Annotated in this window: 18 protein-coding genes; 8 read left to right on the top strand and 10 right to left on the bottom strand. The window is 64.5% G+C overall.

The genetic code is table 11. The annotated features are described in order from the left end of the window. Positions 1-313: 313 nt before the first annotated feature. From mnmG to BCCGELA001_RS01000, 4 genes are all read left to right on the top strand, one after another. Entirely contained in the window at positions 314-2,194 is a 1,881-nt protein-coding gene (mnmG, locus tag BCCGELA001_RS00985; protein ID WP_060734407.1) for a tRNA uridine-5-carboxymethylaminomethyl(34) synthesis enzyme MnmG, read from the top strand. Between the two features lie 9 nt (positions 2,195-2,203). Continuing rightward, complete coding sequence (gene rsmG, locus BCCGELA001_RS00990) at positions 2,204-2,971, top strand: 16S rRNA (guanine(527)-N(7))-methyltransferase RsmG (protein ID WP_060734408.1); 768 nt, start codon at positions 2,204-2,206, stop codon at positions 2,969-2,971. Positions 2,972-3,000: 29 nt separating this feature from the next. Next, complete coding sequence (locus tag BCCGELA001_RS00995) at positions 3,001-3,867, top strand: ParA family protein (RefSeq protein WP_060734409.1); 867 nt, start codon at positions 3,001-3,003, stop codon at positions 3,865-3,867. Positions 3,868-4,014: 147 nt separating this feature from the next. Then, positions 4,015-4,902, top strand: a complete 888-nt coding sequence (locus tag BCCGELA001_RS01000; protein ID WP_060734410.1) for a ParB/RepB/Spo0J family partition protein — start codon at positions 4,015-4,017, stop codon at positions 4,900-4,902. A 228-nt stretch (positions 4,903-5,130) separates the two neighbouring features. Here BCCGELA001_RS01000 and holA read toward each other — a convergent pair whose 3' ends face one another. From holA to leuS, 3 genes are all read right to left on the bottom strand, one after another. Beyond that, on the bottom strand, positions 5,131-6,159 hold the full coding sequence (gene holA, locus BCCGELA001_RS01005) for a DNA polymerase III subunit delta (RefSeq protein ID WP_060734411.1): 1,029 nt from the start codon (positions 6,157-6,159) through the stop codon (positions 5,131-5,133). Between the two features lie 133 nt (positions 6,160-6,292). Beyond that, complete coding sequence (gene lptE / locus BCCGELA001_RS01010) at positions 6,293-6,844, bottom strand: LPS assembly lipoprotein LptE (protein ID WP_008539593.1); 552 nt, start codon at positions 6,842-6,844, stop codon at positions 6,293-6,295. Continuing rightward, positions 6,831-9,455, bottom strand: coding sequence for a leucine--tRNA ligase (gene leuS / locus BCCGELA001_RS01015; RefSeq protein WP_060734412.1), 2,625 nt, complete (start codon positions 9,453-9,455; stop codon positions 6,831-6,833). Before leuS ends, lptE begins: the two co-directional genes overlap by 14 nt. 192 nt (positions 9,456-9,647) lie before the next feature. On the opposite strand from leuS, the gene BCCGELA001_RS01020 reads away from it, so the two are divergent. After that, the gene (locus BCCGELA001_RS01020; RefSeq protein WP_008539579.1) at positions 9,648-10,694 is read left to right on the top strand and encodes a GGDEF domain-containing protein; all 1,047 of its coding nucleotides are present in this window, start codon (positions 9,648-9,650) and stop codon (positions 10,692-10,694) included. Between the two features lie 154 nt (positions 10,695-10,848). Here BCCGELA001_RS01020 and BCCGELA001_RS01025 read toward each other — a convergent pair whose 3' ends face one another. Continuing rightward, positions 10,849-12,549 carry a diguanylate cyclase domain-containing protein gene (locus BCCGELA001_RS01025; protein WP_060734413.1) on the bottom strand — a complete coding sequence of 567 codons (1,701 nt, stop codon included), beginning with the start codon at positions 12,547-12,549 and terminating at the stop codon, positions 10,849-10,851. A 108-nt stretch (positions 12,550-12,657) separates the two neighbouring features. Between BCCGELA001_RS01025 and BCCGELA001_RS01030 the strand changes: the two genes are divergently transcribed. Then, positions 12,658-13,347, top strand: coding sequence for a YggS family pyridoxal phosphate-dependent enzyme (locus tag BCCGELA001_RS01030; protein WP_008539564.1), 690 nt, complete (start codon positions 12,658-12,660; stop codon positions 13,345-13,347). A 51-nt stretch (positions 13,348-13,398) separates the two neighbouring features. On the opposite strand, the gene BCCGELA001_RS01035 is transcribed toward BCCGELA001_RS01030, so the two are convergent. Both BCCGELA001_RS01035 and BCCGELA001_RS01040 read right to left on the bottom strand, forming a co-directional pair. Continuing rightward, positions 13,399-14,184: a 2-keto-4-pentenoate hydratase gene (locus tag BCCGELA001_RS01035; RefSeq protein ID WP_008539561.1), complete on the bottom strand. Its 786-nt coding sequence runs from the start codon at positions 14,182-14,184 to the stop codon at positions 13,399-13,401. Positions 14,185-14,190: 6 nt separating this feature from the next. Then, positions 14,191-14,760, bottom strand: a complete 570-nt coding sequence (locus BCCGELA001_RS01040; RefSeq protein ID WP_008539560.1) for a L,D-transpeptidase family protein — start codon at positions 14,758-14,760, stop codon at positions 14,191-14,193. A 202-nt stretch (positions 14,761-14,962) separates the two neighbouring features. Between BCCGELA001_RS01040 and BCCGELA001_RS01045 the strand changes: the two genes are divergently transcribed. Both BCCGELA001_RS01045 and BCCGELA001_RS01050 read left to right on the top strand, forming a co-directional pair. Then, positions 14,963-15,649, top strand: coding sequence for a response regulator transcription factor (locus BCCGELA001_RS01045; protein WP_007598630.1), 687 nt, complete (start codon positions 14,963-14,965; stop codon positions 15,647-15,649). A gap of 58 nt (positions 15,650-15,707) precedes the next feature. After that, positions 15,708-16,151 carry a cyclic nucleotide-binding domain-containing protein gene (locus tag BCCGELA001_RS01050; protein ID WP_060734414.1) on the top strand — a complete coding sequence of 148 codons (444 nt, stop codon included), beginning with the start codon at positions 15,708-15,710 and terminating at the stop codon, positions 16,149-16,151. 110 nt (positions 16,152-16,261) lie between these two features. Here the strand turns inward: BCCGELA001_RS01050 and xth are convergent, their stop codons facing one another. The 4 genes from xth to BCCGELA001_RS01070 all read right to left on the bottom strand — a co-directional run bounded on the left by xth (position 16,262) and on the right by BCCGELA001_RS01070 (position 21,906). Next, positions 16,262-17,077 (bottom strand): exodeoxyribonuclease III, encoded by an 816-nt coding sequence (gene xth / locus BCCGELA001_RS01055; protein ID WP_060734415.1) that lies wholly within the window; start codon positions 17,075-17,077, stop codon positions 16,262-16,264. Positions 17,078-17,294: 217 nt separating this feature from the next. Further along, on the bottom strand, positions 17,295-18,050 hold the full coding sequence (locus tag BCCGELA001_RS01060; RefSeq protein WP_008539546.1) for an outer membrane lipoprotein carrier protein LolA: 756 nt from the start codon (positions 18,048-18,050) through the stop codon (positions 17,295-17,297). Between the two features lie 151 nt (positions 18,051-18,201). Further along, on the bottom strand, positions 18,202-20,682 hold the full coding sequence (locus BCCGELA001_RS01065; protein WP_008539544.1) for a DNA translocase FtsK: 2,481 nt from the start codon (positions 20,680-20,682) through the stop codon (positions 18,202-18,204). A 9-nt stretch (positions 20,683-20,691) separates the two neighbouring features. Then, a complete protein-coding gene (locus BCCGELA001_RS01070; RefSeq protein ID WP_060734416.1) occupies positions 20,692-21,906 on the bottom strand; it encodes an aminotransferase class I/II-fold pyridoxal phosphate-dependent enzyme in 1,215 nt (404 codons plus the stop codon). Positions 21,907-22,094 lie beyond the last annotated feature (188 nt).

Below are 22,094 nucleotides of genomic sequence, written 5' to 3' on the forward strand. Positions count from 1 at the left end.
ACTTGCATCCCTCCACGTCATTGTGAGGAGCTCTTGCGACGAAGCAATCTAGTCTGTCTCGGAGGAGGGATTCTGGGTGGCTTCGCTACGCGCGCAACGACGGGCGCGGCGCTCATCTAGTTATCGATCGGTCTCGGTTCTGGCGCGTCATGTTTCACATGAAACAGTAAGCCCATCAAAGCCCTCTCTACTGTGTATGGGGTTGTTTTCGCGGATGGGGTGCCTGATCCGTCCAACCCTCTGTTTCACGTGAAACACCGGCTGTCCGAGTTTCCCCTTCCGGCTTTCATGGCTCTGAGCTAGAACTCCGGCCATGCGAACAGAGCGAGAGAGTTTCGACGTCATCGTTATCGGTGGTGGCCACGCCGGCTGTGAGGCCGCGGCCGCTGCTGCGCGCATGGGGGCGGCGACCGCTCTGGTGACGCACCGTTTCTCCACCGTCGGCGCGATGTCCTGCAATCCCGCCATCGGGGGCCTAGGCAAGGGCCATCTGGTCCGTGAAGTCGATGCTCTCGACGGTTTGATGGGCCGGGTCGGCGATGCCGGCGGCATCCAGTTTCGTGTCCTCAACCGCCGCAAGGGTCCCGCGGTCCGTGGTCCCCGGGCCCAAGCTGACCGTAAGCTCTATGCGGCTGCGATGCAGAGTGCCATCCGGGAGACTGAAGGCCTTTCCGTTATCGAAGGCGAAGCCGACGAGCTGATCGTGGTCGAAGGCAGGGTCACCGGTCTGCGCCTGGCTAATGGTCGGGAGCTTCGGGCAGGGGCCGTTGTCGTCACCACCGGCACCTTCCTGCGCGGTCTGATCCATCTCGGTGAGAAGAACTGGCCTGCCGGCCGGGTCGGCGAGGCCCCTGCGATGGGTCTTTCGGCCTCCTTTGAGCGCGCCGGCTTCACCCTCGGACGGCTTAAGACCGGCACCCCGCCGCGTCTCGACGGTACCACGATCGACTGGTCGGCGGTCGAGATGCAGCCCGGAGACGAGCCGCCAGAGCCGTTCTCGGTGATGACGGAGCGGATCACGACCCCGCAGATCCAGTGCGGGATTACCCGCACTACCGCGGAGACCCATGAGGTGATCCGCGCCAATGTCCATCGCTCCCCGATGTACTCCGGCCAGATCAAAAGCTCCGGACCGCGCTATTGCCCCTCGATCGAGGACAAGATCGTTCGCTTCGGGGACCGCGACGGGCATCAGATCTTCCTGGAGCCGGAAGGGCTCGACGATACGACCGTCTATCCCAACGGCATCTCGACCTCGCTGCCGGAGGAGGTCCAGCTCGCGATCCTCACCAGCATTCCTGGCCTGGAGCGGGTGAAGATGGTCCGTCCGGGCTATGCCATCGAATACGACCATATCGATCCGCGCGAGCTCGATCCGACCCTGCAGACCAAGCGTCTGCGTGGCTTGTTCCTGGCCGGCCAGATCAATGGCACCACTGGATACGAAGAGGCCGCCGGGCAGGGCATCGTGGCCGGGTTGAACGCAGCGCTCGCCGCGAGCGGGGCGGCTTTGACGGTGTTCGATCGTGCCGACGGCTATCTCGGCGTGATGATCGACGATCTCGTCACCCGTGGGATCAGCGAGCCCTATCGGATGTTCACCTCCAGGGCCGAGTATCGGCTGACGTTGCGGGCCGATAATGCGGACCAACGACTGACCGAGAAGGGTATCGCCCTGGGATGCGTCGGGCATGCCCGCACGCAGCACCATCGCGCCAAGATGGACGCCCTGAATGCTGCTCGGACGCTCTCGAAGACGCTGGCGATCACGCCGAACGAGGCGATCAAGCACGGCCTGTCCCTGAACCGTGATGGCCAGCGCCGCTCGGCGTTCGAGCTGATGGCGTATCCGGAGATCGGCTGGAGCCAGGTCCGCGCGATCTGGCCGGAGCTGGCGAGCGTCGATCCCGTGATTGCGACCCATCTCGAGATCGACGCCAAGTACGATGTCTATCTGGAGCGCCAGAGCGCCGACGTCGAAGCCTTCCGGCGCGACGAGGGCATGGTGCTGTCGGAGGTCGACTACAGCCTTGTCCCCGGACTCTCCAATGAGGTGCGGGCCAAGCTGGAGAAGGCGCGGCCGTTCACGGTCGGCCAGGCCGGCCGGATCGACGGCATGACGCCGGCAGCGCTCGGCATCCTCGCGGCTTATCTCCGCCGTGAAGCTCGGAAGACTTCCAAGGCAATCGCATAGGCGTTTCACGTGAAACAGCGCGGACGAGGCGGGGACAAACCGCTATCGCGACAGGCCGGAGCGGGCGAAGGCGGCGGGCGGCAAGCGGAGCCGGTCAAGCCGAAGACCGACAAAGCTGTCGCCAACGATCGGTCGCTCGACGCGGCCATCGCCGCCGACAAGCGCAAGGCGCTCCAGCTCGCTCCCGTTTCACGTGAAATCGAGGAGCGGCTCGACTGCTACATCGCGCTGCTGAGGGAGTGGCAGGCCAAGACCAACCTGGTCGCGCCCTCGACTTTGCCGCAGCTTTGGACCCGGCACATCGCCGACTCGCTCCAGCTCGTCGACCTCGTGCCGTCCGCAAAACGATGGGCCGACCTCGGCAGCGGCGGCGGTTTTCCCGGCGTCGTGCTGGCCTGCGCGATGGCCGGCACACCGGGCGCCAGCGTCCATCTCGTCGAACGAATCGCCAAGAAGGCCGCCTTTTTGCGTGAAGCGATCCGCCTCACCACATCTCCGGGAGTCGTACATCTCGCTGAGATCGGGGATAATGTGGATAGAATCACCGGCCCCGTCGATTGCGTCACCGCGCGTGCACTGGCTCCGCTACATCAACTGATCGGCTTTGCGGAGCCGCTGATGCGCCTGGGCGCAAAAGCGCTGTTTCCGAAGGGGCAAGATGTAGAGGCAGAATTGACCGAAGCCGCTAAATATTGGAATATTCAGCCTCAGCTCCATCGAAGCCGTACCGGGGACGGCTGGATCGTCGAACTGACGTCCGTCGAACGGCGCGGGTGAGGCATTAGGGCCTGAGTGGGGAATTGGCGATGAGCGTCATTGACGAGCCGCAGCAAGAACAATCCGGCCAGGAGCAGCCCGAGGTGCCGCATGGCCACCCGCGCATACTGGCGCTGGCCAATCAGAAGGGCGGTGTGGGGAAAACAACCACAGCGATCAACCTCGGCACGGCGCTCGCTGCGATTGGTGAGCGCGTCCTGATCGTCGATCTCGATCCGCAGGGCAACGCTTCGACCGGGCTCGGCATCGATCGCCGCAGCCGCTCCTGCTCGACCTATGATGTCCTGATCGGTGAAGCGCCTCTGCGTGAAGCGGTGGTTTCGACTGCAGTGCCACGGCTGCACATCGCGCCCTCGACCATGGACCTCTCAGGCCTCGAGCTCGAGCTCGGCACCACGCCCGGCCGCGCCTTCAAGCTGCGCGATGCCATCGGGGCGCTGAACAACAACGTCTCGCCCGATGCGGACTACACCTATGTGCTGATCGACTGTCCACCCTCGCTCAACCTGCTCACGGTGAACGCGATGGCGGCGTCCGATGCGATTCTGGTGCCGCTGCAATGTGAGTTCTTCGCGCTCGAAGGTTTGTCGCAATTACTGCAGACGGTGGAGCAGGTGCGCTCGACGCTCAATCCGAATTTGTCGATCCACGGCATCGTGCTGACCATGTTCGACTCGCGCAACAACCTCTCGAATCAGGTCGTCGCCGACGTCCGCCAGTTCATGGGCGAAAAGGTCTACAAGACCATGATCCCGCGCAACGTGCGCATCTCCGAAGCGCCGTCCCACGGCAAGCCGGTGCTGGTCTACGATCTCAAATGCGTCGGCAGCGAAGCGTATCTGCGGCTCGCCACCGAAGTGATCCAGCGCGAGCGCGAGCTGCGCACGACGCATTGATGCTGCCGTAGGGTGGGTTAGCCGGAGGCGTAACTCACCACTGTCTATCTCTGTGGAAACAGAAGAGGTGGGTTACGCTTCGCTAACCCACCCTACGATTGAAATTTAGTTCTGGAGTGCTGCACCGTGAATCCAAGGGAGCTGGCGATGGCCGACGAAGCGCGTTCGCGACTGGGCCGGGGTCTTGCAAGTCTGATCGGGGATGTCGGCGGCGAGGCTCAGCACGTCGATCGTCCGCGCGCGCAGCGCAAGGTGCCGATCGAATTCATCAAGGCCAATCCGCGCAACCCGCGCCGCACCTTTTCGGACACCGAGCTCAAGGAGCTCTCCGAGTCCATCAAGCAGCACGGCGTGATCCAGCCGATCGTGGTGCGTCCGGTGAAGGGCGCGCAGGACCGCTACGAGATCATCGCCGGCGAACGGCGCTGGCGCGCTTCGCAAATGGCCGGCCTGCACGACGTCCCGATCGTGCCGGTCGACATCAGCGACAGCGACGCGCTGGAATTCGCGATCGTGGAAAACGTGCAGCGCGAAGACCTCAACCCGCTGGAAGAGGCGCAGGGCTATCACGCGCTCGCCAACGAGTTCAAACGCAGCCAGGACGACATCGCAAAGGTCGTCGGCAAGAGCCGCAGCCATGTCGCCAACATGATGCGGCTGACCAAGCTGCCGGCCGAGGTGCAGGCCTTCATCGCAACCGGCGAACTGACCGCCGGCCACGCCCGCGCCCTGATCGGCGTGCCAGATCCGCTCGGCGCCGCCAAGCGCATCGTCGCGGAGGGCCTCAATGTCCGCCAGGCCGAGGCGCTCGCGCATGAAGAGGGCGTGCCCGAGCGCAAGCCGCAGAAGGCGCGCAGCACCGGCGCCAAGGAAAAGGATCCCGACACGATCGATCTCGAAAAGCGCGTCAGCGACGCTCTCGGCCTCAAGGTCACCGTCAACCACCGCGACCCCGGCGGCTCCGTGCAGATCAATTATAGCAACCTCGATCAGCTCGATGAGGTGATGAAGCGGCTCGCAAAGGGCGGGCTGTAGTCGTCATTCGCATTCTGTCACCCTCACCCTGAGGAGCCGCGAAGCGGCGTCTCGAAGGGCGAGGGCCCGGGCCTTTCATCCTTCGAGACGCGCAAGAGCGCGCTCCTCAGGATGAGGTTCTACCACCGTCATTGCGAGCGCAGCGAAGCAATCCAGAATCTTTCCGCGGAGGGATTCTGGATTGCTTCGTCGCTTACGCTCCTCGCAATGACGTGGCGAGACCGGGGCCTATCCCCGCCGCTTTGCATTCGCCGCGATCGCCATCAGCGTGCGCTGGGCAATGGCCGGGGCGAGGGAGGCCTGCTTGCGGGTGTCGAGCGCGGCGGTCGCGAGCTGCTCGATGATGGCAGCGAGCCGGGCCGGGCTGAAGTTGCGCAGCGCGGTCTCGACCGCCGGCTTTCGCGAAAAATGCAGGCGCGGATAGCCGCTGTCGAGCACGGCCGAAGCCGGCGTGCCGTCGGCGATCGCGAGCGCCGATTTGTGCAGCCACGCGGCCTGGCGCTGCGCCGCCGAAATGATCACGCCGGGATAGGTGCCGGCAATCATGGCCTTGGCGAATTCGGTCTCGACGATGTCCGGTCGGCCAGCGAAAGCACCATCGACGATGGGATCGAGCTTCAGCTCGGAGGCATCGGCGACGACGGCCATCACGTCATCAAGCGTGATCTCGCCTTTGCCATGCGCATAGAGCGTGAGCTTGCGCAGCTCGTTGCGGGAGGCCTGGCGGTCGCCGCCGAGGAACGACATCAGCGCCGCGCGCGCGTCCTGCGCGATGCGCAGATTGGCAATGCGGAGCTCGTCGTCCATCAGCTTGGCAAGGTCGCGTTCGGTGTCGGGATAGCAGCCGATCGCAACCGCCGTCTTGGCTTTCTCGCAGGCCTTGCGCAGCGGTGATTCCGGGCGCAGCTCGCCGGCCTCGATCACGATGCGGCAATCCTTCACGTTCATCTCGGCCAGGGTGTCGACGCCGCTGGCAAAGCTGCGAGAACCGGCGCGAATGCGGATGGCACGACGGCCGCCGAACAGCGGCACCGTCATGGCTTCGTCGACGAGGCGTGATGGCTCGGCAGAGAGCTCGTCGCCGTCGAGCTTCACCAGTGCGAACGGATCGTTGGGATCGTCGACGGCGGAGGCGATCAGTGCCTCGGCGCGCTCGCGCACGAGGCCCGCGTCAGGACCGTAGAGCAGGATGATCGGTCGTCCCGCATCGGGGCGGGCGAGGAAGGCGTCGATCTCTTTTCCGCGCAGCGCGACCATGTTGCCTCAACGGCGTCATTCCGGGGCGGCTCGAACAGCCAAACTACGTGCGCAATTGCGCACATGAAAATCTCGATCCGCAATGTCTGGATTCCGGGTTCATGCTTCGCATGCCCCGGAATGACCGCGAGGGTCAGGTGCCGGCGGTGAAGAACGCAGCGAGCCTTGTATTGATGTTCTCGGCGATCTCGTTGGCGGCGCGGTCTTCCGCGTCGCGCAGCGCTCGGTTGCGGGAGAAACGCTGGTAGGAGCCAGGCATGTCATAGGACACGCGGGCGAACGTGGTGCCGGTCATCACCGACTTGCCGCTGACGACCTCGACCAGATTGTATTGGCAGTCGATGCCGTAATTCTCGGTGCTCGGCAGGCCGGTGTTGGGATCGACGATCAGGGACGAGCGGGTGGAGTTGAAGCGGATGTCGAGGCGGTGCGTCGGCGGCATGCCGGTCGCGGTGCCGTAGAGCTTGAAGGCGAGGGCATTGCGGACCTCGACCCCGATGCGCGCGTCGCGGGAGGCGTTGGGCTTGTTGATCGGCGGGAGCTCCACCCCCATCAGCTTCTCGCGCAGACCGGGGGTGCCGTCGCCACGTTCGGCATACATCGGCTGGAAGCAGCCGGCCGTCAGCGCCGCCAGGGCGGCGACCGCCAGCAAGCGGGCTGCGATGCGGAACCTAGCCGACAACATTCACGATCCTCTTGGGGACAATGATCACCTTGCGGACGGGCTTGCCGTCCAGGGCCAGCTTTACCGCATCGAGGGCCAAAACGGCAGCCTCGATTTCCGGATTCTGGGCCAGTGTTGCAACTGTGACCTCACCCCGCTTCTTGCCGTTGACCTGGACCACCAGGGTCACGCTGTCTTCAACCAGCAAATCGCGTTCGATTTGGGGCCAATTGGCCTCCGAAACCAGCCCACTTTGCCCCAAGGCCTGCCAGCACTCCTCAGCCAGATGCGGCATCATCGGCGAGAACAGCTGGACCAGGATCTGGCCGGCCTCCCGGATCGCCCAGGCAAGGTCCGGGGTGGGCTGGCCGGGCCGCTGAAGCACCTCGGACAGCGCATTGGTGAATTCGCGGATATGGGCGAGGCAGACGTTGAAGTGCAGCCGCTCGATGCCGGTCGTGACCTTGTCCAGGGCGCCGTGGGCAGCCTTGCGCAAGGCGGTGGCATCCGGGCCGAACGAAGCCGGCCGGGTGGCCGGCGCCGTCTTGCTCAGTTCGACGCTGTCGTTCACCAGCCGCCATAGCCGCTGCACGAAGCGAGAGGCGCCCTGGACGCGTTCGTCGCTCCAGATCACGTCGCGCTCGGGCGGGGAGTCCGACAGCATGAACCAGCGGGCGACGTCGGCGCCGTAGGTCGCGATGATGTCGTCGGGATCGACCGTGTTCTTCTTCGACTTCGACATCTTCTCGATCGGGCCGATCTGGATGTCTTCACCCGAGGCCAGCAGCGTCGCGCGACGGCCATTGCCGGCGACCTCGACCTTCACCTCCACCGGCTGCACGTAGGTGCCGTCGGCCTTCTGGTAGGTTTCGTGCACCACCATGCCTTGCGTGAACATGCCGGCGAATGGCTCGTCGAGCGCGATGTGCCCCGTCGCCTTCATCGCGCGGGTGAAGAAGCGGCTGTAGAGCAGATGCAAGATCGCGTGCTCGACGCCCCCAATATATTGGTCGACCGGCAGCATCCGATTGGCGACCGCAGGCGTCGTCGGTGCCGCCTCGTTCCAGGGATCGGTGAAGCGCGCAAAATACCAGGACGAATCCACGAAAGTGTCCATGGTGTCGGTTTCGCGCAGAGCCTTAGCCCCGCATTGCGGGCAGGTGACGTGCTTCCACGTCGGGTGATGGTCGAGCGCGTTGCCTGGTTTGTCGAAAGTCGCATCGTCGGGCAGCTTCACCGGCAGATCGGCATCCGGCACCGGCACGACATCGCATTTGGGACAATGGATGACGGGAATCGGGCAGCCCCAATAGCGCTGGCGCGAGATACCCCAGTCGCGCAGGCGGAAATTGACCTGACGCTCGCCGACCGGCGCGTTGCCGCGCAGTTCGCCTTCCAGCCGTTTTGCGACCTCTTCCTTCGCCGCATCGATGGTCATGCCGTCGAGGAAGCGCGAATTGATCATGCGGCCGTCGCCGTCATAGGCGGTGTCGGTGATGACAAAGCTGTTCGGATCCTGCCCTTCAGGACAAACCACCGGCGTGTTGCCGAGATTGTACTTGTTGACGAAGTCGAGGTCGCGCTGGTCATGGGCGGGGCAGCCGAAGATCGCGCCGGTGCCGTATTCCATCAGCACGAAATTGGCGACATAGACCGGCAGCTTCCAGGACGGATCGAACGGGTGCACCGCGCGGATGCCGGTGTCGAATCCCTGCTTCTCCGCGGTGTCGATCACCTCCTGCGCGGTGCCGATCTTCTTGATCTCGCCGATGAACGCCGCAAGCTCAGGGTTCTTCGCGGCCGCTGCCTGCGCCAGCGGATGATCCGCCGAGATCGCCATGAACTTGGCGCCGAACAACGTGTCCGGGCGCGTCGTGAAAATCTTCAGCTCGCTCTCGTCGGCCGGCGTCGTCGCCGCATCCAGCGCGAAGCGGATCAGCAGGCCCTCCGAGCGCCCGATCCAGTTGCGCTGCATCAGCCGCACCTTGTCGGGCCAGCGGTCGAGCCCGTCCAGCGCGCTCAATAGTTCCTGCGAGTACTTCGTGATCTTGAAGACCCACTGGTTCATCTCGCGCTGCTCGACCACGGCGCCGGAACGCCAGCCGCGGCCGTCGATCACCTGCTCGTTGGCGAGCACGGTCATGTCGACGGGATCCCAGTTCACCTTGCGCTTCTCGCGCTCGGCAAGGCCCGCGCGCAGGAAGTCCAGAAACATCTTCTGCTGGTGCTTGTAATAGGAGGGATCGCAGGTCGCGATCTCCCGCGACCAGTCCAGCGACAGCCCGATCGAACGGAGCTGCTTCTTCATCGCGGCGATGTTGTCGTAGGTCCAGGCCTTCGGCGCCACCTTGCGCTCGATCGCGGCGTTCTCCGCGGGCAGGCCGAACGCATCCCAGCCCATCGGATGCAGCACGTTGAATCCCTTGGCGCGCATGAAGCGGGCCAGCACGTCGCCGAGCGTATAATTGCGGACATGGCCGATATGGATGCGCCCAGAGGGGTAGGGGAACATCTCGAGGACGTAGTATTTCGGCCGCGGATCGTCGTTCTTGGAGACGAAGATCGCCTGCTCATCCCAGAGACGTTGCCAGCGCGGCTCGGCGTCGCGGGCGTTATAGCGTTCGGAGGTCATGGAATCGTTTGGTTTTTCTTGGGTTCGGCCGTCTAAAGACGGCGGACTAGGCCATAGAAGTCCGCAAGGGGTCAATGGGTTGCCCCAATTCTGGAACCAGCCGGGAGTCCTCCGCATAACTACCGAGGCCGCCGTTGGGGTGTGATTAAGGCGTCGATGCCAATTTGCGGCCGACAAGGCCGCATTACCACGATGAATTCCAGCTTCGATGATCCCGATTACGACTATGCCGCGTCCATCGCCGGACGGGCGATGCAGGCCATGGCCGAGCAGCGCATCGCGCCGACCCCGACCAACTTCGCGGTTTGGTACCAATATTTCGCAGGGGGCCACGACGATCTGCGCAATGCGATCGATCTCCTGATCGACCATAACCGCCCCTTCGATGCCAGAACCAATCAGGACCTGTTCGAGACCTATATCGCGCCCCAGGTGAGTGCCATCGTCGTTCATACCTCCGAGCGGCTGCATACCCTGATGGGTGCGGCAAAGGAGTTTCTGGCGACCGCGATTGCCGACAATCGCTCCCAGATGCAGGCGATCAGCGAAGTCGCCGACCAAGGCAAGGCCGGCGTCGATCCGAAGGCGCTGGTCGCCCAGCTCATGAACGAGCTGGCGCGGGCTGCCACCAGGACGACGCGGCTCGAGGCAGGCTTTGCGGAAAAGACCCGCGAGCTCGACGTGATCCGCGACTCGCTCTCCAAGTCCGAGGAGCGCGCCCGGACCGATACGCTGACGGGCCTTGCAAACCGGCGGGCGCTCGATGAATTCCTGCGCAAGGCCCACGCGACCGCCGAATGGGGCGAGCCGCTCAGCGTGCTCCTGCTCGACATCGACCACTTCAAGTTCTTCAACGACAATTTCGGCCACGGCGTCGGCGACCAGGTGTTGCGGTTGATGGCAAAAGTGTTGCGCGAAAAGGTCCGCGCGCAGGATCTGCCGGCCCGCTATGGCGGCGAGGAGCTCATGGCGGTGCTGCCGGACGCCGACCTTGCAGCCGCTGCCGAGATCGCCGAGCGGATCAGGCGTGCGATCGCCGACGCCAGGATCACCCGCCGCTCGACCGGCGAGACCCTGCCCAATATCAGCGTGTCGATCGGCGTGGCGCAGTACCGGCAAGGTGAAGCGGTCACCGATCTCATCGAGCGCTGCGACCGCGCGCTCTATCTCGCCAAGGGCGGCGGCCGTAATCGCGTGGTGACGGAGATCGAGCTCGATCGTGCGGGAGCTGCCGGCTAGCGAATTCCCCTTCGCCATCCTTCGAGACGCCCGCTTGGGCGGGCTCCTCAGGATGAGGACGGGAGTGTGCGGCAGCAGTTTGAACGGGCTAGATGCCGATTAGCCTTATCCTGAGGAGCCGCGTGAGCGGCGTCTCGAAGGACGAGGCGCTTGCTCAGCCCGCCGCCAGCATCATTTCCGTCGCGCCGGTCTCGATCGCCTGCACGCCGTGCTCGACGACGTTGTTGCGGCCGCGGTGTTTCGCGGCGTAGAGCGCAGCGTCAGCGGCTTCGATGAGATCACCGGGACGCAAGGCCTCGTTTGGCTTGGCTGCGGCAACGCCGATCGAGACCGTGACGATCATGTGGTTCGAGGTGATGTGCGGCAGGCACAATTTCAGCACGGCCGCACGCACCAGTTCGCCGATCTCGACGGCGCGATTCACGTCCGTGTTCGGCAAGAGCAGGCAGAATTCCTCGCCGCCATAACGGGCCGCGAAGCCCATCGTGTCTGCTGCGATGCCGGACAGCGATTCCCCGAGCCGGGTCAGGCAGGAATCGCCTTCTAGATGGCCATAGGTGTCATTGAAGAGCTTGAAGTGGTCGACGTCGATCATCAGCAGCGCGAGGTCGCTGCCATATTGCTGCGCGCGCATCCATTCGAAATCGAGCCGGCTCTGGAAGCCGCGGCGGTTGGCGAGACCCGACAGCATGTCGATGGAGGCCATTACCGTGAGGCGGTCATTGCTCGCGATCAGCTCGCGCTCACGCTGGCTGAGCTGAGCGGCCATCGCATTGAAGGCGCGGGCCAGCGGCACGAACTCGCCAGGCAGTCGGCTGCGCGCCGCCCGCGCCGACAGATCGCCTTCGCCGAGACGCTTGGCCATGTCCGCCAGCATCTCGATCGGCTTGATCACCAGCTTCTCGGCGGCGATCAGCGCACCGAGCAGGACGAACACGACGACGAAGGCGAGCTGCAGATAGGCGGTGCGGATGTCGCGGTTGACCGCAGCGGACACCTTGTCCTCGTCGATGCTGGCGATCAGGCGAGCGTTGGTGCCGGCGATACGAATGTAGCTCACTGCACGGCGCGAGCCGTCGGCGGCAAGAAACGACAGCGAGCCTTCGTCCTGGTCCGAGCGCAGGGCGCGATCGGCGATGGCCGACATCAGCGGCATGTTGTCGAGCGGGCGGCCGACCGCGCTGTGCTGGTCGGCGGGGGCTGCCAGCACGGTGCCGGCGCTGTCGACCAGAACGGCCGTGATGCCGACGCGACCGCCGAGATTGCTCATGACCTTCGACATCCAGTCGAGATTGACGGTGGCGAGCACGACGGCATCGGGAACACCGCTGAAGGCCGACACCGGGTAGACCGCCATGACGGTCGGCGTCGACGCGGGCCGGGACAGGATGAAGTCGCTCAGCACGAAGCGGCCGGTCTGCTGCGCTTGCAGGAAGTATGGCCGATCGCTGAGGTCGAGACCGACATACATGTTGTTGGTGGCGCACTGGATGCGTCCGTCCTGACCGGCGATCAGAAGCGTACGGATCCAGGGCAGGCTCGACGGCAGGCTGGCGCGTAGCACGTCGCAGCTCTTGCTGATGCCGCCGGCGGACGCCCGGATGAAGGCCTCCGACTTAAGGATGGTCTCGACCGACGAGATCACTTGGCGCTGCGCATCTGCGCTGTGCCTCGCGACGGTGGTGAATTCAGCCGCGGCCTGCGCGATCTGCTGCGCGCGCGTGTCTTCGAGCGAACGGATGCGCTCGAGCATCAAGGGGGCCACCAGAATCACCGCAAGCAAAGCGAGCCGCGCCCGGATTCCGAGAACCTGCTTGAGTTTCGCCCGTTTGCGGTTGAGACTGACGCTTGCCATCTTCGCTACCCACCCCAATCAGCCAAGGTAAAGCGAAGGGTTCAAAAACTCTTGCTTGAACTCGGTAAAATTGGACCTACCTCGGTACGACCACAGCCGATCGATGCCATGACAGACGCCAATGCCGCGCCGGTAACCGGCCATTCACCAAACGCCCTCGCTGCCGTCGAGGCCGAGATTGCACGCGCCTGCAAGGATGCGCAGCGCGATCGCGCCTCGGTGACGCTGATCGCGGTGTCCAAGACCTTCGCCGCGGATGCGATTAGCCCGGTCATCGTGGCCGGACAGCGCGTATTCGGCGAGAATCGGGTGCAGGAGGCCAAGGGCAAGTGGCCTGCGTTAACGTCTGTTTACGCCGACATCGCGCTGCACCTGATCGGACCGCTGCAATCCAACAAGGCGAAAGAGGCGGTGGCGCTGTTCGACGCCATCCATTCGGTCGACCGCCCGAGCATTTGCCAGGCGTTAGCCAAGGAAATTGAATCCCAGAACAAGCACCCGCAGCTCTTCGTCCAGATCAACACCGGCGAGGAGCCGCAGAAGGCCGGCGTCGCACCCGGCGAGGCCGATGCCTTCCTCGCGGCCTGCCGCGACACCTATGGGCTGACGATCTCCGGCCTGATGTGCATCCCGCCGGTGGACGAACCGCCGGCTGCGCATTTCGCGCTCACCGCCAAGATCGCGGCGCGCAACGGACTGAAGAATCTCTCGATGGGCATGAGCGCAGATTTCGCCACCGCGATCATGCTGGGCGCCACCCATGTCCGCGTGGGCAGCGCGATCTTCGGGCATCGGTGATCGTTGTTTTAGGTGGTCGTGGCGACAGCCAGGTCGACGCCGGAGAGCAGCCTACACAAACCCCACCGACACCTTGCCCAGCGCGCCGAAATCCGCGGCAAGATGATCGCCGGCCTGAATCGGCAGCGGCGGATGGCATGTGCCTGTCGTCACCACCTCCCCTGCCCTTAAAGTGAGTCCGAGGCCGCGAAGTTCGTTGGCAAGCCAGGCAAGTGCAGCGCGGGGATCGCCGAGCACGTTTTTGCCGTGACCGAGATAGCGCTCGCCGCGTAGCGTGATCTGCGGCCGTTCCTCGACGAGATCCAGCGCGCGCCAATCCGCGTTCGCCGCCGCCCCCAGCACGAACAGATGCGCGCAAGCATTGTCGGCGATCAGCTGCGCCTCGCCGGCACTGACGAAATCGACAAAGCGCGAGTCGGGGATCTCGATGGCGGGATGCAGGGTGGCGACGGCGGCGACCACTTCGTCGACGGTGTATGGCGCCGCGCGCGGCGGCAGGTCGCGTCCGATGCGGAAGGCGAATTCCGGCTCGCCGACGCGCATCTCATTGCCCTTCATCGACGCAGTGCTGCCATCGGCAATCACGGTGTCGCTCATGATGCGGCCAGCCAGTGGTCCCGCGACATTGATGTGCTTCTGTCCGGCCTCGCTCGTCGCCGCAATCTTCCAGCCGAACAATTTACCAGGCGCCGTCGTCTCGAGCGCAGCCTGGATGGCATAGCCTTCAGCGCGGTTCTGCGGTCGCAACCGCGCATCCAACGCCTCGAGCTTGGTACCGTCACGCCAATGCTTCACCAGGACTTGCGAAGCGGCGGCGATCTGATCCTTGTCGAGCATGTGTCCTCACCCGATGATGATTTTTGTTCGTGGTCCCAGTCGTCGCAGCAATTGCAGCATCGCGGATTTGGTCATGGAGACGCAGCCCGCGGTCGGACCGAAATTGTCGCGGGCCAGATGCAGGAACACCGCACTGCCGCGTCCGGCGATCCGCGGCCGGGTGTTGTGGTCGATCTCGATGATGAAATCGTAGAGATGGTCGGCCCGCTTGAGCCGGTCACCGCCCTGCCCTTCAGCGAGCCGGATGTCCTGATTGTAATGGCGGTCCTTGGGGTCCTCGCACCAGGCGTCTGCGGCGGTGATGATCCGGGCCGGCAGCAACGTCTGCGGGCGGCTATGCCGGTCGCCCCGCCACCACAAGCGCCGGGGACGAAAGCTGCCGCGCGGCGTGCCGCCATCACCCTCACGCTTGTTGGCGAGAATGCCTCCCCGCCCCAGCGCCACCGGTATGACCAGTGGTCCGGCCGTCAGCCAGCCCCGGCGCGGATTACCGGCAGCAGGCTTAACGCGGATCGCGGACAGCGGCCTGGCACTCTGCTTCTCGGCGTAACTAGCTGACACGGCTTTGTTTTTCATGTGAACGTGCGATGTCGAATTCATTACAGGACATTCATCAAAACGCCCTGCTATTTTGGGTTAGAGTGGTTCTGGCTTGTGAATCGGTAACAGCCCACTACTTCAACACGAACAACAATAATAACGGCGACCCCTGAACTTCCCCTCGCGGCTGGGTGCGGCATGGTTGCGCGCCGAGCCGGATCCAAAAGGATGACCCCCTATGGCCAATGCCCGCAAGATCCTGATCGTGGATGACGATACCGATCTGCGCGACACGTTGGTGGAGCAATTATCGCTGCACGAAGAATTTGAAGCGTCCGCCGTCGATACCGGCGCCAAAGGCGCAAGCGCCGCAAAGGCCAATGCCCCCGATCTCGTTCTGATGGATGTCGGCCTGCCCGACACCGATGGCCGCGAAGTGGTTCGCTCGCTGCGCAAGGGCGGTTTCAAGGCCCCGATCATCATGCTCACCGGCCACGACACCGATTCCGACACGATTTTGGGGCTGGAATCCGGCGCCAACGACTATGTGGCAAAACCCTTCCGCTTCGCCGTGCTGCTCGCCCGCATCCGCGCCCAGCTGCGCCAGCACGAGGCCAGCGAGGACGCGGTGTTTTCGGTCGGCCCCTACTCCTTCCGCCCGGGCTCGAAGATGCTGACGGCGGCGAATGCCCGCAAGGTCCGCCTCACCGAGAAGGAGACCGCCATCCTCCGCTTCCTCTACCGGGCCGGCCAGATGCCGGTCTCGCGCGAGACCCTGCTGCAGGAGGTCTGGGGCTATAATTCCGGCGTCACCACCCACACGCTGGAAACCCACATCTACCGCCTTCGCCAGAAGATCGAGAAGGACGCCGCCAACCCGGAAATCCTGGTCACGGAAGCCGGTGGCTACAAGCTGGTGCCGTGATACGCTTGAAGGGCGTGCGAATCGTTTTAGATCGCATGCCCTTGAGCCTCGGACCTGAATGTCAATCGACGATGATGTAGCGCTTCTCGAGCGTGTCCCGACATTGCGCCTGTTGGGAGACGCCTCGTTGCGCATGCTGGCGATCGGCTCCGAGCAGCGCAACTTCGTCCGGGGCGACGTCCTGTTCAATCTCGGCGACGATGCCGATGCCGGCTTCGTGGTCCAGCGTGGCGCCTTCCGGGTCGAGGACGGTGCCGGCGCGGAGATGATTGCCGGTCCCGGCGCGCTGATCGGCGAGCTCGCGCTGGTGGTGCCGATGAAGCGGCCCTCGAGCGCGGTCGCGCTGGAGCACGCCTCCGTCATCCGCGTCGCACGCAGCCTGTTCCAGCGCGTGCTCGAAAGCGATCCCGCCGCCGCGGTGCGCCTTCGCGACGAATTCGCGGTGCGCTCCAGCCAGCTCGCCAGCGATATCTTGATGGCCGGAGCCAAGCTGACGTCGTGAGCGGTCGTAGCCGGTAGCCCGGATGAGCGAAGCGCAATCCGAGAATCGCGCCTACGGAAAGATTGTTCCGGATTTCGCTGCGCTCCATCCGGGCTACGAACTTTCCGAGATTAGACGTCCAATGTCACCGTCACAGGCACATGGTCCGACGGCCGCTCCCAACTCCGCGCATCGCGCAGGATCCTGAAATCCTGGACCGCGTCCTTCAGTGCGCGCGAGACCCAGATGTGGTCGAGCCTGCGGCCGCGATCGCCGACGGTCCAGTCGGCGGAGCGGTAGCTCCACCACGTATAGACCTTCTCCGACATCGGGATGCGCTCGCGCGCGACATCGATCCATTCGCCGGCCGCAAGCGCGGCCTTCAGCTTCTCGGTTTCGACAGGCGTGTGCGAGACCACCTTCAAGAGCTGCTTGTGCGACCACACGTCGTTCTCGTGCGGCGCGACATTGAGGTCGCCGACCAGGATGTGCCTGTCATCACCGCGCGGATGCAGCGGCTCGCACGCTTTCATCTCGTCGAGGAAGCGAAGCTTGTGGTCGAATTTCTCGTTCAGCGCGGGATCGGGAATGTCGCCGCCGGCCGGCACGTAGAAATTATGCAGCACCAGCGGCTTTGCGATCTGCGCCTTCTCGCCAAACGACACCGAGATATGGCGCGAATCCACCTTGTCGCAGAAGGTTCGGATGTCCTTCGATTCGAACGGAATCTTCGAGACGATGGCGACGCCGTGATAGCCCTTCTGCCCGTTCAGCGCGACATGCTCATAGCCGAGCCGCTTGAAGCGCTTCAGCGGAAAGGCGTCGTCGATGCACTTGGTTTCCTGCAGACACAGCACGTCCGGCCGCGCGCTCTTGAGGAATTTCGCGACCAAATCGATGCGCAGCCGCACCGAATTGATGTTCCAGGTTGTGAGGGAAAAACGCATGGGAAATGCGTCTTAGCAATCTCTCTTAGGGTGGGCAAAGGCGCAGAGCGCAGTGCCCACCATCTTTTCAGGCTTGCGCGCGAGCGGTGTTACCGGTTGCGTGCCCCGGACGCTGCGCGGCACGAAGTGACGCGCTGCAGAGCCGGGGCCCATGTTGCGGCATTCTGGATCCCGGCTCTGCGCTCCGCTTCGCTGCGCTTGTCCGGGACACGAGAGCTCAACCCGGCGATGGGCCGTAATTGGTGAAATCGATCTTGAACATGCTGGGATCGAGCTTCTTGCTCGAATCCAGATTGTAGACCGCGATCGTGGTGTCGTAGCCCTGCGGGTCGGTGACGGTCCATTGCTTCAGCTGGCCGTCCTTGGCGCCGAACATCAGGAGAAGACGGCTGGTGCCGACCAGCGCCTGCTTCTCCTCTATGGTGACGCTGATGAAGACGTCGTCGGCCGAGACGTTGACGACATTGGTGTCCTTCATCAGGTCGATGCGGTCGGACAGCAGGAAGCGCAGCGGCGTCTGTGACAGCGGATAGACGTCCTGGGTCGCAAGCTTGCGGTCGCGCACCACGAGTGACGAACCGTCGGCGACGATGTCGATCGGACTCGGTGCGTTGTATTCGAAGCGCACCTTGCCCGGCTTCTGGATGTAGAAATCGCCCTGCGTCTTGCTGCCGTCGGGCCCGACCTGGACGAAATTCCCGACCAGCGTCTGCAGCGACGACAGATAGGCGCTGACTTTGGCCGCCTGCGCCTTCTGGTTGGCATCGAAGGTCTGGAAGATGCTGCTCGGAACGTTGCGGCGTGGATCCGGAATGATTGGATTGGGCGGCGTCTGCGTCGCGCCCGTGATCGCGGGTCCGCCCGGGGCCGGACCGCCTTCGCGGCCCTTCGGCGCAGGCTTCGGCACGGGCACGTTCTGCGCCAGCGACGCAGTGGTCACTATCGCGGCGGTGACGAGAAGCACGCCGGCCACGCGCGCGCTTCGCGCAGCGATGGTGGCAGCGAATCGAATGTCCGGTTGTCTGATCAACGCGTCTTCCTAACGGGGCTGGCGTCTTTTAGCGTGATTTCGGGCAAAAGCAGATATCGATTCTGCGTGAAATAATGTTTGGAGGCTCCCTGCCTCACATATGGCTGTCTTCTTCCTCGACCAGAATCTCGCGCTTGCCGGCGTGGTTGGCGGGGCCGACGATGCCCTCCAGTTCCATCCGCTCCATCAGCGATGCGGCGCGGTTATAGCCGATCTGCAGACGGCGCTGGATGTAGCTGGTCGAGGCCTTGCGGTCGCGTTTGACGATCGCAACGGCCTGCGCGAACAGATCGCCGCCGCCGTCGGCGCCCATGCCGGTCGCGTCGAACACCGCGCCGTCCTCGTCCTCGGTCGGCTCCTCGGCGGTGACGGCTTCGAGATATTCCGGCTGCCCCTGCGTCTTTAGGTGGCGTACCACCTTTTCGACCTCCTCGTCGGAGGCGAACGGTCCGTGCACGCGGCTGATGCGGCCGCCGCCCGCCATGTAGAGCATGTCGCCCTGGCCGAGCAGCTGCTCGGCGCCCATTTCGCCGAGGATGGTGCGGCTGTCGATCTTCGACGTGACCTGGAAGGCAATGCGGGTCGGGAAGTTCGCCTTGATGGTGCCGGTGATGACGTCGACCGACGGACGCTGCGTCGCCAGGATCACGTGCAGGCCGGCGGCGCGCGCCATCTGCGCGAGGCGCTGCACCGCGCCCTCGATGTCCTTGCCGGCGACCATCATCAGGTCGGCCATTTCGTCGACGATGATGACGATGTAGGGCAGCGGATCCAGCGAGAGCTTCTCTTCCTCGTAGATGGCCTTGCCAGTCTCCTTGTCGAAGCCGGTATGCACCGTTCGCGTCGGCTCCTCGCCCTTGGCTTTCAGTTCGAGCAGGCGCGTGTTGTAGCCGTCGATGTTGCGTACGCCGAGCTTGGCCATGTTCTTGTAGCGCTCTTCCATCTCGCGCACGGCCCATTTCAGCGCGACCACTGCCTTCTTCGGATCGGTCACAACCGGCGTGAGCAGATGGGGAATGCCGTCATAGACGGAGAGTTCGAGCATCTTCGGATCGACCATGATCAGCCGGCACTGATCCGGACGCAGCCTGTAGACCAGGCTGAGGATCATGGTGTTGATCGCGACCGACTTGCCCGAGCCGGTCGTACCGGCGATCAGCATATGGGGCGTGCGGGCGAGATCGATGATGACGGGGTCGCCGCCGATGGTCTTGCCGAGGCAGAGCGGCAGCTTGGCGACGGTGTCGGTCGCTTCCTTCGCCACCAGCAGCTCGCGCAGATAAACCTTTTCGCGATGTGCGTTCGGCAATTCGATGCCGATGGCGTTGCGGCCGGGCACGACCGCGACGCGCGCCGACAGCGCGCTCATCGAGCGGGCGATGTCGTCGGCAAGTCCGATCACGCGCGAGGACTTGATGCCGGGCGCCGGCTCCAGCTCGTACAGCGTGACCACCGGACCCGGATTGGCTTTGACGATCTCGCCGCGCACGCCGAAATCCTGCAGCACGCCCTCGAGCGAACGCGAATTCGTCTCCAGCTCGGCCTTGCTGAGCGGCTGGCGGTCGCCGGCCTTCGGCGCGGCCAGCATCGACACGGAGGGAAGATCGAACTTGTCGGAGGATTTCTTGGCAGGAGTTTTCGGCGCAGCCTTCTTGCGCGGCGCGCGCGCGGCCGGCTCCTCCTCTTCCTCTTCCTCCTCGGCCTCTTCTTCCTCGTGCTCGTCTTCGTAGTCCTCGTCTTCCGCTTGCGGCGAGATCGGAGGCGCGGTGCGGCCGCTGCCGAGATTCGGCTCCTGGCGGCTGAATGCGGCGGCCTTGGTCTTGGGGCCGCTCGAGACCAGCGAGCGGTAGGCGGCGCCAAGCAGCCAACCCAGCCGCGCCTTGGTGCTCATCAGCGCATGGAACAGCCAGCCCAGCGACACCGAACCACGATCGCCCTCCTCGTCTTCGTCGAGCGGCTTGTCGTCGTCCTCGATGGCCGCGAGTTCTTCATCGTGCTCGCGTGCGCCGAGACCGCAGGCGATCAGGAAGGTCGCAGCCATCGCGGCGAACAGGATCGTGCCGAGCACGATGCGATAGATCGTGCCGGCTGGCCCGAAGATGACGGCAGGCGCGCGCACCAGGGCATCGCCGACCACGCCGCCGAGGCCGGTCGGCAACGGCCAGGCGCCGCCATGCTGAAAGCAGCTGACGAAGCCCGCCGCGATCACCGTGCAGAGAATCCAGGAGCCCAGCCGCAGCGCTTCGCGATCGAACGGGCGATGCGTCATCATGCGCCAGCCCCAGACTGCGACGGTCAGGACCAGCATGATCGCGCCGAGCCCGAGGATCTGCATCGCAAGGTCGGCGCCGATCGCGCCGGCGTAACCGAGGATGTTGCGGATCGGCCGCGAGGTGGCGTGGCTGAGGCTGGGATCCTGCACCGACCAGGTCATCAGCCCCGCCGTGGCGACGCCCGACAGCCCGATCAGGCCGAGCCCGGTGAGTTCGCGCATCCGGCGCGCCAGTCCCTCGCGGATCGAGGGCGGCAGATGGCCGACCAGTGGAATGACACGTTCGATTGCCGACATGCTCATGGGCCCCGCCTAACCCAGAGTCTCGACCAGCCGGTGCAGCGCCTGCGCCGTGGTCTCGCTATCCTGCACCAGCGCGAGGCGAATGTAGCCCGCGCCGGGATTGAATCCGTCAGGCTGCTGCCGTGCCAGGAAGCTGCCGGGCACCACGCGCACGCCGGCTTCCTTGAAGAGCTTCAAGGTCACCGAGACGTCGTCGCCGATCTCGGACGTGTTGAGCCAGACGCAGAAGCCGGCGTCGGGACGGCGATAGCCGTAGCGGTTGCCGATGATCTGGTCGGCGAGATCGAACTTGATCCGGTAGAGCCTGCGATTCTCCTCGACATGCGCCTCATCGCCATAGGCGAACGTCGCGACATGCTGGAGCGGCACCGGCACCTGCGGCGCTGCGATGTTGCGCAGCTCCAGGAACATGCCGATGAACGTCTTGTCGCCGGCGGCGAAGCCGACGCGCAGGCCCGGAAGGTTCGAGCGCTTCGACAACGATTGGAACGCGGCCACGCGGGTGAAATCCGCCCCCGCACATTCGAGGGCACTGCCCGGTGCTTCGCGGGTGTAGATCTCCGAATAGCATTCGTCGCTGAGGATCATGAAGCCGTAGCGATCGGCGAGGCTCTTCAGGCGCGTGAAGTAGTCGCGCGAGGCGACCGACCCCTGCGGATTGGCCGGCGAGGCCAGATAGAACGCCACGGTGCGCGCCAGCGTCGCCTCGTCGATGGCGTCGAGATCGGGCAGGAAGCCGTTCTCGACGGTGGTCGGCAGATAGACCGGCTCGCAGGCTGCGGCGAGGGCACCGGCGCCATAGACCGGATAGAACGGGTTCGGCATCAGGATTGCGGGCTTGCCGGGGCGCGGACCGACATAGCGCGCGGCCGCGATCGCGGCGAGGAACAGCCCCTCGCGGCTGCCATTGAGAACGAGAATTTCGCTTCGGGGGTCGAGCGGCCGCGGCAGGCTGAAGCGCGACGACAGCCAGGCGCTCGCGGCCTGGCGGAACGGGTCGGTGCCCTGGTTCATCGGGTAACGGCCGAAATCGGCGATGTGCTTGGCCAGCACCGGGCCGACGAAATCGGGCACGGGATGCTGAGGTTCGCCGACCGCAAGCGAAATCAATGGCTTGCCGGGCTGATGCGGCGCCAGCAGCTCGTTCAGCCGGACGAAAGGCGAGCGCGCGTTGCTGGAGCTTCCACTGGCTTGCGGCGCACGGGATGAAGCGGTCATGACCATTCTGGGCGCCAGCACTCTCGGAACAGCCGGTCGCGCGAAGGCACCGGCGGGAAGCGGTTCAGTTCACCATAGATAGGGCGAGGTTAAGACGCGATTAACCATCGACCGCCCGGCCCGTCCAGAGCGGGAAATGTCTTCATGGCCGCGGGATCGCATGGAACTCCTAAGTGTCACAGGCGTAGATCGCC

Source organism: Bradyrhizobium sp. CCGE-LA001 (genome assembly GCF_000296215.2).
GTDB lineage: Bacteria > Pseudomonadota > Alphaproteobacteria > Rhizobiales > Xanthobacteraceae > Bradyrhizobium.

Bases quoted from the DNA above. Each gene is read 5' to 3' on its own strand.
- mnmG (WP_060734407.1), top strand. From the start codon at position 314: ATGCGAACAGAGCGAGAGAGTTTCGACGTCATCGTTATCGGTGGTGGC.
- BCCGELA001_RS00995 (WP_060734409.1), top strand. From the start codon at position 3,001: ATGAGCGTCATTGACGAGCCGCAGCAAGAACAATCCGGCCAGGAGCAG.
- BCCGELA001_RS01000 (WP_060734410.1), top strand. From the start codon at position 4,015: ATGGCCGACGAAGCGCGTTCGCGACTGGGCCGGGGTCTTGCAAGTCTG.
- holA (WP_060734411.1), bottom strand. From the start codon at position 6,159: ATGGTCGCGCTGCGCGGAAAAGAGATCGACGCCTTCCTCGCCCGCCCC.
- lptE (WP_008539593.1), bottom strand. From the start codon at position 6,844: ATGTTGTCGGCTAGGTTCCGCATCGCAGCCCGCTTGCTGGCGGTCGCC.
- leuS (WP_060734412.1), bottom strand. From the start codon at position 9,455: ATGACCTCCGAACGCTATAACGCCCGCGACGCCGAGCCGCGCTGGCAA.
- BCCGELA001_RS01020 (WP_008539579.1), top strand. From the start codon at position 9,648: ATGAATTCCAGCTTCGATGATCCCGATTACGACTATGCCGCGTCCATC.
- BCCGELA001_RS01025 (WP_060734413.1), bottom strand. From the start codon at position 12,549: ATGGCAAGCGTCAGTCTCAACCGCAAACGGGCGAAACTCAAGCAGGTT.
- BCCGELA001_RS01030 (WP_008539564.1), top strand. From the start codon at position 12,658: ATGACAGACGCCAATGCCGCGCCGGTAACCGGCCATTCACCAAACGCC.
- BCCGELA001_RS01035 (WP_008539561.1), bottom strand. From the start codon at position 14,184: ATGCTCGACAAGGATCAGATCGCCGCCGCTTCGCAAGTCCTGGTGAAG.
- BCCGELA001_RS01040 (WP_008539560.1), bottom strand. From the start codon at position 14,760: ATGAAAAACAAAGCCGTGTCAGCTAGTTACGCCGAGAAGCAGAGTGCC.
- BCCGELA001_RS01045 (WP_007598630.1), top strand. From the start codon at position 14,963: ATGGCCAATGCCCGCAAGATCCTGATCGTGGATGACGATACCGATCTG.
- BCCGELA001_RS01050 (WP_060734414.1), top strand. From the start codon at position 15,708: ATGTCAATCGACGATGATGTAGCGCTTCTCGAGCGTGTCCCGACATTG.
- xth (WP_060734415.1), bottom strand. From the start codon at position 17,077: ATGCGTTTTTCCCTCACAACCTGGAACATCAATTCGGTGCGGCTGCGC.
- BCCGELA001_RS01065 (WP_008539544.1), bottom strand. From the start codon at position 20,682: ATGAGCATGTCGGCAATCGAACGTGTCATTCCACTGGTCGGCCATCTG.
- BCCGELA001_RS01070 (WP_060734416.1), bottom strand. From the start codon at position 21,906: ATGGTCATGACCGCTTCATCCCGTGCGCCGCAAGCCAGTGGAAGCTCC.